Annotated in this window: 18 protein-coding genes, 1 other RNA gene and 1 other annotated feature; of the genes, 3 read left to right on the top strand and 16 right to left on the bottom strand. The window is 39.3% G+C overall.

The features are described 5' to 3' along the window. Window positions 1-18 precede the first annotated feature (18 nt). The 11 genes from BK580_RS06695 to BK580_RS06645 form a co-directional block, all read right to left on the bottom strand. Window positions 19-1,362 carry an NAD(P)-dependent oxidoreductase gene (locus tag BK580_RS06695; RefSeq protein ID WP_078382665.1) on the bottom strand — a complete coding sequence of 448 codons (1,344 nt, stop codon included), beginning with the start codon at window positions 1,360-1,362 and terminating at the stop codon, window positions 19-21. 140 nt (window positions 1,363-1,502) lie between these two features. Continuing rightward, a complete protein-coding gene (locus tag BK580_RS06690) occupies window positions 1,503-2,393 on the bottom strand; it encodes a nitrilase-related carbon-nitrogen hydrolase (RefSeq protein ID WP_078379583.1) in 891 nt (296 codons plus the stop codon). Between the two features lie 255 nt (window positions 2,394-2,648). Further along, window positions 2,649-2,804, bottom strand: coding sequence for a YrzQ family protein (locus BK580_RS06685; RefSeq protein ID WP_078379582.1), 156 nt, complete (start codon window positions 2,802-2,804; stop codon window positions 2,649-2,651). Between the two features lie 22 nt (window positions 2,805-2,826). After that, window positions 2,827-3,024 carry a hypothetical protein gene (locus BK580_RS06680; protein WP_078379581.1) on the bottom strand — a complete coding sequence of 66 codons (198 nt, stop codon included), beginning with the start codon at window positions 3,022-3,024 and terminating at the stop codon, window positions 2,827-2,829. Between the two features lie 12 nt (window positions 3,025-3,036). Beyond that, window positions 3,037-3,510 (bottom strand): PRC-barrel domain-containing protein, encoded by a 474-nt coding sequence (locus BK580_RS06675; RefSeq protein WP_078382664.1) that lies wholly within the window; start codon window positions 3,508-3,510, stop codon window positions 3,037-3,039. Window positions 3,511-3,536: 26 nt separating this feature from the next. Then, window positions 3,537-5,945: an SF1B family DNA helicase RecD2 gene (recD2, locus tag BK580_RS06670; RefSeq protein ID WP_078379580.1), complete on the bottom strand. Its 2,409-nt coding sequence runs from the start codon at window positions 5,943-5,945 to the stop codon at window positions 3,537-3,539. 19 nt (window positions 5,946-5,964) lie between these two features. Beyond that, window positions 5,965-6,618, bottom strand: a complete 654-nt coding sequence (locus BK580_RS06665; RefSeq protein WP_078379579.1) for a tetratricopeptide repeat protein — start codon at window positions 6,616-6,618, stop codon at window positions 5,965-5,967. A 140-nt stretch (window positions 6,619-6,758) separates the two neighbouring features. Then, window positions 6,759-7,874: a tRNA 2-thiouridine(34) synthase MnmA gene (gene mnmA / locus BK580_RS06660; RefSeq protein WP_078379578.1), complete on the bottom strand. Its 1,116-nt coding sequence runs from the start codon at window positions 7,872-7,874 to the stop codon at window positions 6,759-6,761. Between the two features lie 18 nt (window positions 7,875-7,892). After that, window positions 7,893-9,041, bottom strand: a complete 1,149-nt coding sequence (locus tag BK580_RS06655) for a cysteine desulfurase family protein (RefSeq protein WP_078379577.1) — start codon at window positions 9,039-9,041, stop codon at window positions 7,893-7,895. Window positions 9,042-9,169: 128 nt separating this feature from the next. Beyond that, window positions 9,170-9,586, bottom strand: coding sequence for a cysteine metabolism transcriptional regulator CymR (gene cymR / locus BK580_RS06650; RefSeq protein WP_078379576.1), 417 nt, complete (start codon window positions 9,584-9,586; stop codon window positions 9,170-9,172). Window positions 9,587-9,620: 34 nt separating this feature from the next. Next, window positions 9,621-10,292 carry a YczE/YyaS/YitT family protein gene (locus tag BK580_RS06645; RefSeq protein ID WP_078379575.1) on the bottom strand — a complete coding sequence of 224 codons (672 nt, stop codon included), beginning with the start codon at window positions 10,290-10,292 and terminating at the stop codon, window positions 9,621-9,623. Between the two features lie 221 nt (window positions 10,293-10,513). Here BK580_RS06645 and BK580_RS06640 point away from each other — a divergent pair, with 221 nt between their 5' ends. After that, window positions 10,514-11,782 (top strand): replication-associated recombination protein A, encoded by a 1,269-nt coding sequence (locus tag BK580_RS06640; protein WP_078379574.1) that lies wholly within the window; start codon window positions 10,514-10,516, stop codon window positions 11,780-11,782. 172 nt (window positions 11,783-11,954) lie between these two features. Further along, window positions 11,955-12,614, top strand: a complete 660-nt coding sequence (locus BK580_RS06635) for an RsfA family transcriptional regulator (protein ID WP_078379573.1) — start codon at window positions 11,955-11,957, stop codon at window positions 12,612-12,614. A gap of 44 nt (window positions 12,615-12,658) precedes the next feature. Here BK580_RS06635 and BK580_RS06630 read toward each other — a convergent pair whose 3' ends face one another. After that, entirely contained in the window at window positions 12,659-13,426 is a 768-nt protein-coding gene (locus tag BK580_RS06630; RefSeq protein ID WP_078379572.1) for a tRNA threonylcarbamoyladenosine dehydratase, read from the bottom strand. Between the two features lie 214 nt (window positions 13,427-13,640). Between BK580_RS06630 and BK580_RS06625 the strand changes: the two genes are divergently transcribed. Continuing rightward, window positions 13,641-13,988 carry a sunset domain-containing protein gene (locus BK580_RS06625; protein ID WP_078379571.1) on the top strand — a complete coding sequence of 116 codons (348 nt, stop codon included), beginning with the start codon at window positions 13,641-13,643 and terminating at the stop codon, window positions 13,986-13,988. Between the two features lie 727 nt (window positions 13,989-14,715). Here BK580_RS06625 and ssrS read toward each other — a convergent pair. The 4 genes from ssrS to BK580_RS06605 form a co-directional block, all read right to left on the bottom strand. Continuing rightward, a non-coding RNA gene (ssrS, locus tag BK580_RS06620) (6S RNA) lies at window positions 14,716-14,905 on the bottom strand. 65 nt (window positions 14,906-14,970) lie between these two features. Then, window positions 14,971-16,743: an aspartate--tRNA ligase gene (aspS, locus tag BK580_RS06615; RefSeq protein ID WP_078379570.1), complete on the bottom strand. Its 1,773-nt coding sequence runs from the start codon at window positions 16,741-16,743 to the stop codon at window positions 14,971-14,973. A 3-nt stretch (window positions 16,744-16,746) separates the two neighbouring features. Continuing rightward, complete coding sequence (hisS, locus tag BK580_RS06610) at window positions 16,747-18,027, bottom strand: histidine--tRNA ligase (RefSeq protein WP_078379569.1); 1,281 nt, start codon at window positions 18,025-18,027, stop codon at window positions 16,747-16,749. Between the two features lie 124 nt (window positions 18,028-18,151). Further along, window positions 18,152-18,435: a binding site (T-box leader), on the bottom strand. 170 nt (window positions 18,436-18,605) lie between these two features. Next, window positions 18,606-18,782, bottom strand: a complete 177-nt coding sequence (locus BK580_RS06605) for an RNA polymerase subunit sigma-70 (RefSeq protein WP_078379568.1) — start codon at window positions 18,780-18,782, stop codon at window positions 18,606-18,608. Window positions 18,783-18,847: the final 65 nt, after the last annotated feature.

Here is an 18,847-nt window from a genome sequence, read left to right as displayed (position 1 = left end):
CCCCCCTCACCACTTTATTTAAGCAGTCTCTGTGATTCTTTTTACTAAACTCTCATACAATGCATAGGCAGTTTTCTTCCCTTGCTCTGCCGCTGTAACAACCATCGCTTCTCCTTGACCTTTACCAAAGATGACATCACCACATGCATATACTTTTTCGTTAGATGTGGCATGCGTTACTGAATTTATTTTCACTACTCCTCCGTCATGCTCGAGGCCAAATTGCTCGATTAACGGCGTATATCTCGTCTGACCAATCGCTTTAATCACGACATCTACGTCTAAAATAAATTCCGACCCTTCTACCATCACTGGCCTTCTTCTACCATCTGCACCAGGTGAGCTGAGCTCCATACGGACACATTCTATTTGCGTTACATCGCCATTTTCATTTCCAATAATACGTTTAGGGGCTGTTAGCCAGCGGAATTCTACTCCATCCTGTTTCGCAAATTCGTATTCGAAATCGTAGGCAGTCATTTCTTCTAATGTTCTTCGATAAAGGATTTTTACGTTTTCTGCTCCAAGTCGCACCGAACAGGTCGCTCCATCTATAGCTGTATTTCCAGCTCCAATGACAACGACATTTTTCCCTTTAAACTTATCGCTAATTGGCGCTGTCTTCGTTTCTTTTACAAAATCAATTGCATCGTAAACCCCTGTAAGCTCTTCTCCTTCTATACCTAGCATCGGAACATTTGCCATCCCGATTGCTAAGATGACACCATCGAATTGTGATAAGATTTCCTCGACTTTAATATCGAATCCAACTCTTGTATTCGTCTTAATCGTGACATCTAAGCTACGCACCTGCTCGACTTCCCAATAGGAAACCTTTTTTGGCAAGCGAAAAGAAACAATGCCATACGTGTTGAGTCCACCTGCTTCTGCCTCCGCTTCAAAAATAGTTACTTGGAATCCAAGTAATGCCAATTCCCTTGCTGCCGATAGCCCAGCTGGCCCTCCCCCAATGACAGCAATTTTCTTCCCATTAGATGCTCCTTTTTCAAAAAGATTTTGCTCGTTTTGCATAGCCCAATCTGTCGCATATCTTTGCAAATCCCCAATTATTATTGGCTTTGTATGATGATTCAGCACACAAGCTCCTTCACATAGTTCCTCCGTTGGACAGACTCTCGAACAGCTAGCACCAACAGGATTCGCTGTCATAATCGTTTTCGCCGATCCTTTCAAGTTTCCAGATGCGATCTTTTTTATAAAAGTCGGGATATCTATACTTGTCGGACAGGCGATAATACAGGGAGCATCATAACAATACAAACATCGATTCGCTTCTTCAATGGCTTCTCGATCTGTTAAGCCTGGCTTCGCTTCTACAAAATTTAAAGATAAGTTCTCCATATCAATTCTTTTTGTCGCTTTCACTGGAACATCTCCTTTCTTTTTAATGAATATTAAAAAGGGATAACTCCATTCAATGTGTCCTCCTTATGAAGTAATTAGGTCACAAATTTAACGAAAGAGTCATCCCTTTTAAGCCACTACGGCAAAAGTGCTGTCATTTCTTCATATGTTTCTGGTCTTCTGTCACGATAAAACTGCCATACATCTCTCACTTCTCGGATAAGCTTTTTATTCATTTCCCCAATAATGACCTCGTCACTATCTCTACTTCCAATTGATACGAAAGAGCCCCTGGGATCTACCAAGTAGGACTGACCATAAAATTCGCCCATTTTCCACGGTCCTTCTACACCCACACGGTTTATTGCACCGACGTAATAACCATTCGCTACAGCGTGGGCTGGCTGTTCAAGCTTCCAAAGGTATTCAGAAAGTCCAGCGACGGTTGCTGAAGGATTAAATACTATTTCTGCTCCCTTTAAACCTAAGAGGCGAGCTCCCTCTGGAAAATGGCGATCGTAGCATATGTACACCCCGACCTTCGCATAAGCTGTATCAAATATTGGATAGCCTAGATTCCCAGGCTTAAAGTAAAATTTCTCCCAAAATCCATGTCCCTTGTCTCCTACTCCAACTTGCGGAATATGCTGCTTGCGATATTTCCCCAGATAACTTCCATCCGCATCAATGACGGCTGCGGTGTTATAATAAGTTGCGATTCCTTCACGTTCATAAATAGGCAGAACAATCACAACTTCGAGTTCTTTTGCTAGTTCTTGAAATAGCTTAACGGTTGGACCATTGGGTATTTCCTCTGCGGCTTCGTACCATTTAGCATTTTGCTCACTACAGAAATAAGGACCATAAAAAATTTCTTGTAGACAAATAATTTGTGCCCCTTTTGACTTTGCTTCTCTAACCAATTTAATGTGCTTTTCAATCGCGGCTTTTTTGTGAACCTCCACAGGCTCATTTCCATCTACATCATTCGAAGCTTGGATTAAGCCAATCATCACTTTATCAGACATATTTCTACCCCCTTCGATGTGATTAGTAACGGAACAAGTCATTTTGCTAATAATTTAGAATAATTTGAACTTTATGTATATTGTACTGCCTACCATAGCTTTTTTCACTATACACAATGTTAAATGATGTATGGGGTAGACTGTCCAAACTGTAAAATGAGGAAACGAACTGTTCAAATTTCCGCTCTGTTCTATGTAAACTTTATAATTTCAAAATAAAACCCGCTCCTACATAAGCAGGAACGGGTTTCTCTTCTAAGAAAATAAGCGTTTCGCTTTTTTTCTTATTTTCTTCATATTTCGTTTGGAAGTCATATCTCCAAAAAAGTTTTGTACATCATTGTTCTTACTTAGTCGGCTAGCAGCTACTCCTACACCTAACATTAACAAAGATGTCATTGCTCTATTCATGCGACTCACTCCCAACTGTTTGTTACATACTTATTTGTCGATCGTCTTCATGAAACAAGTCATCCAATGAACTGAGTGTCCCATCTTCCTCTACTTGATGAGTGTGGACCACGCCTTGAGAGACAGAAAGCTCAATAAAACAACCCCAGCAATAAAACTGATTTACTCCAATTTTTCCTATATCTTTACTTTTACAGTTAGGACAAGAAAGAACCACCATAGACACCTCTCGTTAGGTTAATACAGAAACGACGACGGTATCTTTCCCTATGATTAAATCAGATGGGTGATTAATTACCTTTTTCCCTTCTGCCATATCTGCGAAAAAACCGTCCGTAACTTCATATCCTACGATTGTGCCCGTTTCTTCCTCAAAATATACATCATCCAGAAGACCAAGCTTGTTCCCCTCACCGGTTAAAAAGGATTTCCCCTTTATCCCATGGTACTTGAGAAAATATACTTGTCCATCTTCTTTTGTTACCGAAGAGAACTCTTTAGGGTCCACCATTACCCCATCATCTCCAAAGGATTGGATATATTCATACGGAAGAAATTTTGTGCGATGGAAAATCCCCTTCCCATCTATAAGTAGCCCTTTTACTTGACCAGGTTCTACAATGCAAAAGTCTGTGATTCTGCCTACCTTATTTCCAGATGCCACATCGTATATTAGCATCCCAACTACTCGTGAAAATGTTCTCAAAGAAAACCACCTCTCTTCGAACATTATTATCTTTCGTCATCCTCCATAAAGTCATACGGCGTAAGGTTTTCCATTCCAATATTTGCATCATTCCAAAATGGAATTTCCTTAATAATCATTGCATCTTCCGCATTTCCGATAGCTATCACTGGAACTTTTTGCTGCAGACGCTCTTTTAAAGAGGTTTGACGCAATTGGTCATTGGTTCGTTTCACACCTATTTGCAATGCATCTTCTTCTCCACAAAGAATTAGAAATCGCTTTGATCTAGTAACGGCTGTATATAATAAATTACGGCGAAGCATTCTAAAATAACTTTTTACTACTGGCAGCACAACAATAGGAAATTCGCTACCTTGTGATTTATGAATCGAACAGCAATAAGCATGCGTTATTTGACCTAAATCCTGTTTTGTATAGGTAACTTCATTGCCATCAAAAGAGACAATCACCATATCCTGCTTTTCTGTATTTTCCTTTGCATAAAAAATCGAAACGATCTCACCAATATCCCCGTTAAACACTTGACTTTCAGGCTGATTCACTAATTGTAGCACTTTATCCCCTGTACGATAGATTACTGTTCCAAAACTCAACTCTCTTCGCTGTTCACTTTTGGGGTTAAAAAGTTCTTGGAGCATTTCATTTAATTTATCGATCCCTGCATTGCCACGATACATAGGAGCGAGAACCTGGATATCCCTTGCTGTGTATCCTTTATTTTTAGCATTAGCACAGACTTTTTTGACTACATCTAGAATTTGCCCTTGCCCACATTTTATAAATGAACGATCTTTCTTTGCAACCGCGATATCAGCTGGTATTACTCCTTCTTTCATATCATGAGCAAGTTCGATAATAGAAGACCCATCGGCTTGTCGGTATATATCGGTTAACTGAACAGTGGGAATTGCTTGCGACGACAGTAGATCCGTCAAAACCTGCCCTGGACCTACAGAAGGTAGCTGATCTTCATCTCCAACGAGGACGACTTGTATGTCTTCTGGCAGCGACTTAAACAATTGGTTTGCTAACCAAATATCTACCATCGATACTTCATCGACAATAAGTAGCTTGCCCGGAATCGGATTATCTTGATCAAACTGAAATCCCTCTGATCCGTTCCAGCCAAGTAAACGATGAATAGTTAAGGAAGGTAACCCAGTTGCTTCACTCATGCGTTTTGCAGCTCGACCAGTTGGAGCAACTAGCATTATTGGAAATGGATTTTCCTTGTCATAATCTTTTGGCTCTAACGAACAACCATGTAAGTCAGCATAGAGTTCAACAATTCCCTTAATCACGGTTGTTTTTCCTGTACCAGGACCACCTGTAAGAAGTAACATCGGTGTTAACAAAGCTTGTTGGATGGCTTCTTTTTGAGAAGGGGCATATTGGACTTTTAGACGGTCTTCTAAATTACCAAGCGCTAATAGGAATTCGGATTCAGGGAACTGCTCTTCATACTGCTTTTGATCCAAAATTCTATTGATATTCGTCACTAAACCTTGTTCTGAAAAATAAAGAGTAGGCAAATATACACGCCCCTCTTCCGATTTCAACTTCCCTTCTTCTGTAAGTTGCAAAATTTCCCGAGAAATGTCAGACTCCGAAACTAGACCGTGTTGTTTTTCATTCAATAACTTAACAACGTCTTCTGCTAGTTGGACATCCGTCACATAGCAATGTCCCTCCTGCATAGAATGCTGCTCAAGTATATATAAACATCCTGCACGAATGCGATCAGGGTGATTCCCTGAAATCCCAAAATGACTTCCAAGTTCATCCGCTCTAGCAAATCCAATTCCTTCTACAGTTTCTACAAGTTGATAAGGATTTTTTTGCAGGTTGGCAATTGTTTCCTCTTTATAGGTTTGATAAATCTTCATTGATAATTGAGGACCAAAACCAAATTGCGACAAAGCTATCATTACTTGCTCTAAGCCTTGATGCTCCATTAATGTGTCATATAATTGCTTCGCTTTATCACCTGAAAGCTTTGGTATCCCGTCAAGAATAGATGGATTCTCTAAGATTTTTGAGATGGCATTCTCTCCAAGAGAATCGGCAATTTTCTCGGCTGTCTTTTTTCCTATCCCAGAAAATAAATCACTTGATAAATACTGCACGATTCCATGGCGTGTTTGAGGGATATCTTTTCGAAAGTGTTCTACATGAAATTGAAGTCCAAAACGTGGATGTTCTTTCATTTGTCCAAAAAATATGTATGTCTCATCCTCATGGATACGAGGGAAATACCCTGTCACGACCGCTTCTTTTTCCTCATAGTTCAAATTAGTTTCGACCACCCGAATGCGAACAACAGAATACAAATTGGAGTCATTGTGGAAGATTGTTACAAGCTGTGATCCTTTTATAAATTTTTCTTTTTCCTCGAATAAGTCGAGAGAGGATTGTTGCTTTTGGTCTTTCATGGGAATATCCCTCCGTCCCCTAGTTATCCATAATTATTTTCTTTGCGTGTCCCGCAAGCATGTGATCTGATTGCACATCAAGAGCCTTATCTAACATCTCTAACGCTTTATCTCTATTTTCTTGATATGCATAAGCTACACCTAAATTGTAGTAAGCATCAGCATGACTTTCATCGCTTTTCACTACCTCTTCAAATGCTTCAGTAGCTTCTTTAATTAAACCTTGTCCAGCTAAACATAAGCCGTATTGAAATCTTGCTTCACTGTCTTCTGGCTTAAGTTCTACAGCACGTTGAAAATAAGGAAGAGCAAGCTTTGGCTGCTCAAACTGTAACAGTGTCATACCAAGCATAAAGTAAATATCGCTATCATTTACCCCTTTTTTCATGGCCAATTCAAAATTATCCTTCGCTTCGTTCCACTTTTCTAGTTGATAGTATACGTTTCCTAATCCATAATACGCTGTGCCCATATTCTCGTCTTTTGCCAATGCACGCTCAAAAAACTTCATGGCTTTTTCTAGTTCCCCAACAGCACTTAACACATTACCAAAATTCACATACGCCACTGCGTTGTCTGGGTTTTGCTCGATTTCCTCTGAGAAAGCAGCTAGTGCCTCTTCGTATTTTCCTTCTTGTAAATATTGAATTCCTATTGCATTATGATCTTTCATTTATAAGCACCTCTTATTCTTTTTACGCTATTTCTAGTTGGTAATCACCATCTGGATTGATACATTTTTACATCTTTTTTCCCTTTCCAGTATAACACAGGAAAAACCTCAACTCCCATCATAGAGTTGAGGTTTTCACACTAACCTACATACCAAAGTTTTTCATTATTTTTAAAGACGTGATCGATGGTTCCACCACCAAGACATTCGTCCCCTTGATAGAAGACGACTGCTTGTCCAGGTGTAACAGCACGAACGGGCTCATCGAAGATAACTTTTACTGAGTTGTCTTCTAAAAGCTGTACTCTTACTTTGTTATCTTGTTGGCGATAACGGAATTTAGCTGTGCAGACAAATTCACCTGTTTTGACTTTATCTGAAACCCAGCTTATATCTGTTGCTGTAATGGAATCGGAATAAAGAAGTTCATTTTCGAAGCCTTGACCGACAAACAACATATTCTTTTCTAAATCCTTCCCAATCACAAACCACGGGTCCCCACTACCACCAATTCCAAGACCATGACGTTGTCCAATTGTATAATACATTAGACCATCATGCTTACCTTTCACTTCTCCATCAAGTGTAACCATGTTTCCAGGCTGTGCTGGAAGATAACCACTTAAGAACTCTTTGAAATTTCGTTCCCCAATGAAACAAATTCCTGTACTATCTTTCTTTGTAGCCGTAGCTAGATTAGCTCTTTCAGCAATTTTGCGCACTTCTTTTTTCTCGATATTTCCAATTGGGAACATCACTTTAGAAAGTTGCTCTTGTCCAAGTTGATTTAAGAAATAGGTTTGATCTTTATTTTCATCTAACCCACGAAGCATCTTGTACTCACCGTCGCGGAACTCAACCTGTGCATAGTGACCTGTTGCTAAATAATCCGCACCCAAATCCATTGCATGTTCTAAGAATGCCTTAAATTTAATTTCTTTGTTACACATGACATCCGGGTTTGGTGTGCGCCCTGCTTTGTATTCATCTAAGAAATATTGGAAAACCTTGTCCCAATATTGTTTTTCAAAATTAACCGCGTAATAAGGGATACCGATTTGATTACAAACACGAATAACATCATTGTAATCTTCTGTTGCTGTACAAACACCAAACTCATCGGTATCATCCCAGTTTTTCATGAAAATTCCAATTACATCGTAGCCCTGTTCTTTTAAAAGAAGAGCCGCCACAGATGAATCTACTCCACCAGACATTCCTATTACTACACGGGTATCCTTTGGTGCTTTATTCACTTTGCTCACCCCGTATTATTACTTATTTCTTGTTAATCTTCTTACTACATTTGCGGTTTCCTTTGCAGCAAATGCTATCTCTTCTCTTGTGTTACCTAAACCAAAGCTAAACCGAATAGAAGAAGCAATTCTCTCGGAAGCCTTGCCAAACATTGCAACTAAAACATGGGACGGATCAATAGAACCTGCCGTACAAGCAGATCCACTAGATACGGCGATGCCTAGAATGTCTAAATTAACTAATAAGGATTCGACATTGGTTCCTGAAAAATAAACATTCATGACATGTGGAAGTACCTTGTCAGTTGAACCGTTAATTTCGAAGCTTATCTTTTCTTCTTCCCATGTACTTATCATGATTTGCTTGAACTCTTTATACAGTTCCGCTTTTTCCATTGCTTGCTCCATAGAAAGCTCGATTGCTGTCATTAATCCAACTATACCAGCCACATTTTCTGTTCCGGCACGTCGTTTCCGTTCTTGTTCACCACCATAAGACAACGGTGAAAAGTTAGTGCCCGTACGTGCATATAAAAAACCAACACCCTTTGGTCCATTGATTTTATGGCTCGAAATAGAAAGAAAATCAATTCCAAGCTCTGTTACATCCATCGAATACAAACCATAAGCTTGAACAGCATCCGTATGAAAGTATGCCTGATGGTCCTTTAAGAGCTCTCCTATTTCTTTCACCGGCTGGATCGTACCCACTTCATTATTGCCGAACATAATAGTAACTAGTATGGTTTCAGCCGTTAAAGCTGCTGCTACATCCTGCACCTTTACAAGCCCAAGTTCATTTACAGGTAAGTACGTAATACGAAATCCTTCTTTTTCTAACTGCTCACATGTATGAAGAACCGCATGATGTTCAATCGATGTCGTGATAATATGATTTCCACGTTCTTTGTTGGCACGCGCAACTCCAACAAGAGCTAAGTTATCCGATTCTGTACCACCGCTAGTAAAAATAATCTCTGTTTCCTTTGCACCAATACTTTTCGCTGCAACGTTTCTTGCTTCATCTACATAGTGCCTAGTTTTACGACCAAAACTATGAATGCTTGATGGATTTCCAAAATGCTCTTTCATGATAGGAAGCATACTATCGACGACAGCTGGATGAATTGGTGCAGTTGCGGCATGGTCTAAGTAAATCTGTTTCAATGGGACGCCTCCTTTCTTAAGTCTCCCATTTTTAATATGCGTAACTTTTATAAGAATTGATTACTATCCAAGCTCCACTGTTACAAGCTTCTCACTGGAAGTATTCAGGATTCTTAAGTGTCTCTGTTCTAGATATAGAACATATAAGATTCTTGATCTCCGCCAGTATAGTTTGCCAAATCATCTAAGGTAGTGTTATCCAATACATCTTTCACTGCATCACGAATACGAATCCAAAGTTCACGCTTTGCTGGCTCTTCATCCTCTAAAACTTCCACTGGGCTTATTGGTCCTTCCAGTACGCGGATAATATCACCTGCTGTAATTTTTTCTGGCTCATCAGCTAAAATATAACCACCATATGCACCACGTATACTTTTTACTAAACCTGCATTTCTCAACGGTGCGATTAGCTGCTCTAAATAGTGCTCTGATAAATCATGCGTTTGGGCAATCGTTTTTAAAGATAGCGGTCCTGCACCTACATTCTTAGCAAGCTCAATCATAATCGTTAAACCATAACGCCCTTTTGTTGAAATTTTCATTTCTAAAACACCCCTACTCTCTCTGTCTAGTCACTTATATTTGCATGGTTAATTTATTATTTTTGTTCTGTATTTTATAAAGAATCATATCAGTTAGTTTTTGACATGCAGGAAGTGTCCACCCTACAATTGGACCAATAGTTAAGCAAAACAGGATAGTACCAATGAAAACAGGTCCTCCTAAAAGCCATCCTAAACATAATACTATTAATTCCATCACTAATCTAATATGTTGCACTTTCCAACCCGTAACTTCTGTTAATGCTATCATTAAACTATCTCGTGGACCCGCTCCGCAACGGGAAGAAATGTAAACACCAATACCTATCCCAATTACTACAACACCTATTATCAGCATAGCTACTTTACCCAAAAAAGAATCAGGCGTTTGCAAATAATTGATATGGAGATACATGTCGATAAAGATTCCTACCATGAGCATATTTAAAAAAGCGCCAATGGAAGGTAACCTCTTTAAAATCCATGAAGAGATCATCAAAATAAAAAAGCCTGCAATAATAGACCAGGTACCAATAGTTAGACCAACTTGGTAAAAGAGTCCGATGTGAAAAACATCCCACGGAGCACTCCCTAAATCTGCACGAATCATTAGGACAATTCCAAACGACATAATTAATAAACCAATAAAGTAAATCGACCATTTGGCCAAGAATACTCTTCTGCCTACACTCCGCTCTCCTAACATACATTCGACTACCCTTCTGTTTATCTACAAAACTCTTCTCTATAAATAATTCATGTCTTAATCCCCGACGAAAAATAAGGAGAGATTTGCAAACATTCTCCACTAAAATCTATCCCATTATAGCATAGAACTTCATGCTTTACATTTCTAACCATGACTTTAATTGTGGTACAGTGGGTATTAGACTAAGATGTTAAAGTAAGTAGGATGGTGGATAAACAATGAGTCAAAAACCATTGGCATTTCGCATGAGGCCAAGATCAATAGAAGAAATGGTCGGACAGGAGCATCTTGTGGGGGAAGGGAAGATCATTCACAGAATGGTTAAAGCCAAACACTTATCTTCCATGATCCTCTATGGTCCACCTGGAATTGGAAAAACATCCATTGCCACTGCAATCGCCGGGAGTACAAATTATGCATTTCGCACCTTAAATGCAGTAGTACATAATAAAAAAGATATGGCAATTGTGGCAGAAGAAGCGAAAATGTCCGGAAAAGTCATTCTTATATTGGATGAGGTTCACCGATTAGATAAAGCAAAACAAGATTTCCTTTTACCACATTTGGAAAGTGGCAGCATTATCCTAATTGGGGCAACAACCAGTAACCCTTACCATGCCATTAACCCAGCAATTCGAAGTAGATGTCAAATTTTCGAGTTGCATCCATTATCTGTCGAAGATATAAAAGCAGTGATTGAACAGGCATTACAAGATCGAGTACGGGGACTTGGGGAGTATGAGATTCTTCTTGAGCCAGAAGCAATGGAACATTTCGCAAATGGATGTGGAGGAGATGTTCGTTCCGCTTTGAATGCACTGGAGCTAGCTGTACTGTCTAACACACCAAATGATGAAAATATGATTGTCATTGATTTACGTACAGCAGAAGAGTGTTTGCAAAAAAAGAGTTTCTATCATGACAAAGATGGAGATGGACATTATAATGTGCTATCTGCCTTTCAAAAATCTATTCGTGGTAGCGATGTAGATGCTGCACTACACTATTTAGGAAGACTGATTGAGGCTGGAGATTTAATCAGTATTGCAAGACGTTTACTTGTAATAGCCTATGAGGACATCAGTTTGGCAAATCCGCAAGCAGGCGCTCGAACACTTGCGGCAATTGAAGCTGCTGAAAGACTTGGTTTTCCTGAAGCAAGAATCCCCTTAGCTAATGTGGTAATTGAACTGTGCTTGTCACCAAAGTCAAATTCTGCGTATAAAGCACTGGATGAAGCATTAGCAGATATTAGAAAGGGACTTATTGGTGATGTCCCAGCTCATCTGAAAGATGCCCACTACAAAGGAGCTGCCGATTTAGGAAACGGTTTAAATTACCTATACCCACACGATTATCCGACAGGCTGGATTGCTCAGCAATATCTCCCAGACAAGCTGAAACATAAATCCTACTATAAACCAAAGAAGACCAGTAAATTTGAAACAGCATTAGCGCAAGTTTATGAAAAAACAAAAAAGAAATGATGGTAAAATGCCTTGCAGGATTTGATATGCAAGGCATTTTTCATGAATTCCCCGACCATCCACACTACTCTAAAATGATTCTGTAACAACTCCCAACATCAAAACCGTATACTTCTTTGTTAACTTGTCAATGATGGTAAAAAAACGTCCGTTCAAAGGAGTGTAGTAACAGATGAAAGTACGTCAAGATGCGTGGTCACATGAAGACGATTTATTACTAGCGGAAACCGTTTTACGATACGTACGAGATGGTGGAACACAATTAGCTGCCTTTGAAGAGGTGGGAGATGCACTTAATCGAACATCGGCAGCATGTGGATTTAGATGGAATGCAGAAGTAAGGAAGAACTATGAGCCTGCTGTAGCAATTGCGAAAAAACAACGGAAAGAGCGTAAACGAGCATTTGATAAACAGAAAAAGGAACAACAAGAACAGCCAATATTAGAAAGAAGCAAGCCTCAATTAGAAATGGAATGGTTACCTGCCCCTACTACTTCTCGTCCTATGTGGGAGATGTCAAGTTCCACTCAAACACAAGAAGAAGAGACTTATGAACCGTTACCAATTAATGATGGAAACATCACATTAGAAGATTGCTTATATTTTCTGCAAAACTTAAAGAAGGAACAACAATCTGGTCAAGGTTTACAGTTGGAAAATGACCGTCTGAAACAAGAGAATCAATCATTAATGAGAAGACAGCTAGCACTAGAAGAACAACTTCATAAATTAGAAGAACAGCAGAGTCTAATCAATGATGATTATGAAATGCTTGTTCAAATAATGGACCGTGCTAGAAAAATGACAACACTTCAAGATGAAGTAATGTGAAAAGAGGATGATCTCGAGCAATCGCCCAAGATCATCCTCTTTTTTTATTGTTTGCCACCTACGCGTTGGATATGAACATCTTTTAACAAATCATTAATAACATAACCACCTAAAATAAGTCCTGCTACAGAAGGGACAAATGCATTTGAGGAAGGTGGCATTTTCGCTTTACGAATTTGAGCTTGCTCGTTCCCTACTGTTTTTCTTACTTCCTCACGAATAATAATTGGGCTTTCATCAGAAAAAACAACCTTAATGCCACGATGAATTCCTTCTTTTCTAAGTCTCGTACGAATGACTTTTGCAATTGGATCCGTATGCGTTTTAGAAATATCCGCCATTTTGAATCTAGTTGGATCCATCTTATTCGCTGCACCCATACTAGAAACCATTGGTATCTTCCGCTTTAAGCATTCTTTGATAAGGTGAATTTTATAAGAAATGGTATCTGAAGCATCGATAACGTAATCAGGATTGTAACTAAAGAATTCTTCATAAGTTTCTTCTGTGTAGAACATTTTCAGTGCAATTACTTCACAGTCTGGATTTATGTCCAGAATACGTGCCTTCATTAAATCAGCTTTGGGTTGTCCGACTGTAGACATTAAAGCATGAATTTGGCGGTTTACATTTGTAATGTCCACATCATCTTTATCTACTAATATCAGGCGACCTACTCCAGAGCGAGCTAAAGCTTCAGCAGAGAAAGACCCAACTCCTCCTATACCTAGGACAGCAACCGTACTATTTTTTAAAGTTTCTATTCCTTCTTTGCCTATTGCAAGTTCATTTCTCGAAAATTGGTGTAACATTTTCATATCAACTCCATCTATTTCTTGTAGCTTTGTCTTTGTAAAGATTGTACCCGAAATCGAATATAACATACTTTAGACGAAAAGCAAGTAGTCTTATAGGAATTTCTTTTTATTACGAAATAGGTTTGTATACCTTATAATAGAGGGAATAGGATTGGGATGTACTAAGTTAATATCCCAAATACCATAGTTGACAGAAAGTGGGGAATCTATGTTGAAAAACTTGATTAAGTTCTTCTCTTACCTTTTTTTACTGGCAGGTGGATTTTTAGCCATTTTCAAACTAAATCAAAAGAACAAACAAATGCTAGTTAAAAAAACAACTACCTTTCAAGTAAGCCAAACAATCGCAGCTATTGCCGCTACTTTAGAACAAACAAAACAAGAGCAACTTACGCAAGAAGTAACGCCCCCTTTAATAAAAGGAAATAAAAACGCACGCGGTGAACTTATTTATCATCTACCTGGTGGGGCTTTTTACGAAAGAACTAATCCAGTAGAGTGGTTTGAGACAGAAGAAGATGCACAAGCTAGTGGATATCGTAGGTCTGCGAGATAATTGCTTAGGTAGTGAGGGTATGACTTCTTGTTAAGTCGTTCTATTTTTTTGAATGGACTATTATGTATTTTAGGAGCTATTTTAAAGTGGCACATCCTTGACCTACACGATTTCCCTAACATTTGTTAACCCTTATAGATCACGCTCTGATCGTTCCCCCTTTTTCTCGTTTTTCATTTTTGAGGGCACGATTATGCTCTGATCGTTCCCCCTTTTTCTCGTTTTTCGTTTTTGAGGGAACGATTATGCTCTGATCGTTCCCCCTTTTTCTCGTTTTTCGTTTTTGAGGGCACGATTACGCTCTGATCGTTCCCCCTTTTTCTCGTTTTTCGTTTTTGAGGGAACGATTATGCTCTGATCGTTCCCCCTTTTTCTCGTTTTTCATTTTTGAGGGAACGATCACGCTCTGATCGTTCCCCCTTTTTCTCGTTTTTCGTTTTTGAGGGCACGATTATGCTCTGATCGTTCCCCCTTTTTCTCGTTTTTCGTTTTTGAGGGAACGATCACGCTCTGATCGTTCCCCCTTTTTCTCGTTTTTCGTTTTTGAGGGAACGATTATGCTCTGATCGTTCCCTCTTTTTCTCATTTTTCGTTTTTGAGGGAACGATCACACTCTGATCGTTCCCTTTTTTCTCATAGTATACACTGAGGATTTATATAATTTCCTTAACAACAAAAAAACCAACATCCTGAAATCAGAATGTTGGTTTTTAAATCCGTTATGTAGGCAAGTCCCAATCGTGCCGTCGTCGATGCCTTCGTTTTGAACCCGCTCACGAGCAGGTGGGTGTTCTGTTTCATGCATTTGTACGTCCTCAGCCAAGGAGGCATGTACGCAGCGACGAAAACTCTGAACTCCCGTATAATCTATTGTTCGGTCAAAACAATAGGTTATACGACGAACACATCAGGACTTGCAACTTCTTGAAAACATCATAACACAGCCATTATTTCTTTGCAAGAGATCACCTTATAGGAAAATCTACTCTTTTTTTACAGCTAGTGACAAATGTAATTCGTCTAATTGCCCACCTGCAACAGGGCTTGGTGCAGCAGTTAAAATGCAGCTTGCGCTTGCTGTTTTCGGGAAGGCAATGGTGTCTCGAAGGTTTGTTCTACCTGCAAGTAGCATTACTAATCGGTCTAGGCCAAGTGCAATTCCACCATGTGGAGGTGTTCCATATTCAAATGCTTCTAATAAGAACCCAAATTGCTCTGTTGCTTCTTCTTTTGTAAAGCCTAGTACTTCAAACATCTTTTCCTGGATGTCACGTTCGTAGATACGAAGGGATCCTCCACCTAGTTCATACCCATTTAGTACCAAGTCATATGCTTGAGCTCGAACTTCACTAGGATTTGAGTCTAGCAGGGCTAGATCTTCGCGTACTGGCATTGTAAATGGATGATGGGCTGCAAAATAACGACCTGCTTCTTCATCATATTCTAATAATGGCCAGTCCGTTACCCAGAGGAAGTTATATTTGCTTTCATCAATTAGACTTAATTCTTTTCCTAGCTTTAAGCGAAGCGCACCAAGTGCATCTGCTACCACTGATTTCTTATCTGCTACGAATAGAAGTAAGTCACCCTCAGAAGCTTCAAGCGTTTGAATAAAGCTCTGCTGTTCTTCTTCGTTAAAGAATTTGGCAATAGGTCCTTTTAAACCATCACTTTCTACTTTTAACCAAGCTAACCCTTTAGCACCGTATACAGATACAAATTCTGTTAAGGCATCAATGTCTTTACGGGAATATTTGCTTGCGGAGCCTTTTACGTTGATTGCTTTCACTTGACCTCCGTTTGCTACCGCTCCTGTAAATACTTTAAATCCACAATCAACCACTTGCTCGGAAAGGTCTACTAACTCCATTTCAAATCGAGTATCTGGCTTATCGGATCCGTAACGATTCATTGCATCTTGGTACGTAATACGAGGGAAAGAAGCTGGAAGTTCTACTCCTTTTGCCTCCTTCATTACCATCGTCATCATCTCTTCCATCATCCCAATAATTTCTTCTTGAGAAAGGAAGGAAGTCTCAATGTCGACTTGGGTAAATTCAGGTTGGCGATCTGCACGCAGATCTTCGTCACGGAAGCAACGAGCTATTTGGTAATAACGTTCCACACCCGATACCATTAAAAGCTGCTTGAAAATTTGCGGAGATTGTGGCAATGCATAGAATTCTCCTGGATGTACACGGCTCGGCACTAAATAGTCACGTGCTCCTTCTGGTGTGCTCTTTGTTAAAATTGGTGTCTCAACTTCAATGAATTGTTGATTGTTTAAGAATTCCCTAATCGATCGTGTAACCTCATGTCTCATTTTTAATGTATCGAACATTACTGGTCTACGAAGGTCAAGGTAACGATATTTTAAGCGAACATCCTCATTTACTTCTGTCTTGTTATCAATAACAAAAGGTGGAGTTTTTGCTGCGTTTAAAACTTCTATCGCGTCTGCATGTACTTCAATTTTTCCTGTTTTTAGGTTAGGATTTACCGTTGCCCCATCACGAGCAACCACTGTGCCTTTAATGTATAATACATATTCGTTTCTCACATTTTCTGCTGTTTGCAAGGCATCTGAAGATACATCTGGGTTAAAAACGATTTGCACTAACCCTGTTCTATCACGAAGGTCCAGGAAGATAAGTCCTCCAAGATCTCTACGCTTTTGCACCCATCCTTTTAATTCAATTACTTCACCAATAGCTGTTTCAGGTACTTCTCCACAAAAATATGTTCTACCTAACATATATTATCTCTCCCCACTTTTCTTTTCCGATAAGAATGCTACTACTTCTGCTAAAGCAACTTCTTGTTGTTGGCCTGTTTCCATTTCTTTCATAGAAACGACACCTTTTTGTAGTTCATCTTCACCAAACACAATGGTGTATTTTGCTTGAAGACGATCTGCTGCTTTAAACTGCGCCTTTAATTTTTTATCTTGATAATCTTTTTCTGCAACGATACCGGCTTTTCTTAAATCAAATAAAAGCTTTACTGCTGTCTCTTTTGCCGCATCTCCTAAAGCAACCACATAGCAATCAATCGCTTCTTCAACTGGAAAATCAACTTTCTCAGCTTCCATGGCTGCAATCAATCGTTCGATGCTAAGAGCAAAACCAATACCAGGTGTCTCTGGTCCACCGATATCTTGAACAAGACCATTGTATCTTCCTCCACCACATAGCGTTGTGATGGCACCAAACCCCTCAGAAGTACTCATGATTTCAAAAGCAGTATGGTAATAATAATCAAGTCCACGTACTAGGTTAGGATCAATTTCATAGTTGATGTCTAGAGCGGATAGATAAGCAATTACTTTATCGAAATACTCTTTAGACTCTTCATTCAAATACTCTAAAATAGAAGGAGCAGTTGCCATTAGTTCGTGATCGCGGTCTTTCTTACAATCTAGAATTCTTAGGGGATTTTTCTCTAGACGTCCTTGGCAATCACCACAAAACTCGCTAATGTGAGGCTGGAAGTGTTGAATAAGCGCCTCTCTGTGTGCTTGTCGACTTTCTTTATCTCCTAGACTGTTAATTACGACTTTAAGCTTTTGTAGGCCGAGACTTTTGTATAGCTCCACAGCTAATGCGATTACTTCTGCATCAATGGATGGATCATTACTTCCTAAAGCCTCCACTCCGAACTGGACAAATTGACGGAAACGTCCAGCCTGAGGGCGTTCATATCTAAACATTGGTCCTACGTAATAAAGCTTGGTTGGTTGGTTTGGAGAACCAAACATTTTATTATCTACATAAGAACGAACAGTTGAAGCTGTTCCTTCAGGACGTAATGTAAGGCTCCTTCCCCCACGATCCTCAAATGTGTACATTTCTTTTTGAACCACATCCGTTGTTTCTCCAACACCACGTTGAAACAACTCTGTACTCTCAAAAATCGGGGTTCTAATTTCCTTATAATTATAAAGCTGGCAAATCTCCTTCGCCTTCGCTTCAATATACTGCCACTTCTCCACCGTACCAGGCAAAATATCCTGTGTCCCACGCGGTATCTGAATCGCCATCAATAGTTCCTCCTTATATTCCCAATTGGGGCCTGGCCCCTTTTTCAATTTATTGTAAAACGGGGTCTGACCCCAATTACCAATAAATACAAAAAACTCCCGTCCCTTGCTTAACAATTGTTAAACAAGGGACGGGAGTTGATTTCCCGTGGTGCCACCCTAATTGAAGCATGGTTGAATAGCTTATGAGAGCTATTGAGTTATGCTTCCACTCAAACAGTTAACGCCTGCAACGTTCTACACCTAATAGAGCTTTTGCTATTCTACTTTAAAAATAGCATGCTTTTTCAGAAAGAATCCTACGGAGTGTTCATTCATTAAGTCAGCATGGGGAAATGCTTTCAGCCTAAGGCATTTCTTCTCTTTCCAAGTGGTATCTTAACTACTGTTCTCCATCATTGGTATGATTGTATGTAGCCGAAATGGCTTTTATATGTACTAAAACTGATACATACTATTTTAGCTCTAATGTCTTCCCATATCTTAATGTTAGATTATGTGGAACGAACACTTATGCTTTAAATGTGTAAGTTTGATACTTGCTAGTATATATAGATTCAAAAGCAATTGTCAAGGTTTTATTGAATTCGATTCAAGTGTTTTTTTAAACCTTTCACATCACGTACTGTTATTCCAAACTCAGAAGCAAGCTCCAAGTAGGTAGAATCCTTCTCTTTTTCGATAAAATCATGGAAACTCACACCAAACACATCTCTACTTCCATATGCATGATTATTTTTTTCACTAAATTTCATTTTGACTCGCCCCTTCTTAATTACTTATTCGAAAATAGAATATGATTCGTGCATAGCCACTCATG

The organism is Sutcliffiella halmapala, assembly GCF_002019665.1.
GTDB classification, from domain to species: Bacteria; Bacillota; Bacilli; order Bacillales; family Bacillaceae_I; genus Sutcliffiella_A; species Sutcliffiella_A halmapala.
The sequence above is the reverse complement of the archived record's forward strand: the minus strand, read 5'-3'. Positions and strand labels throughout refer to the sequence as shown.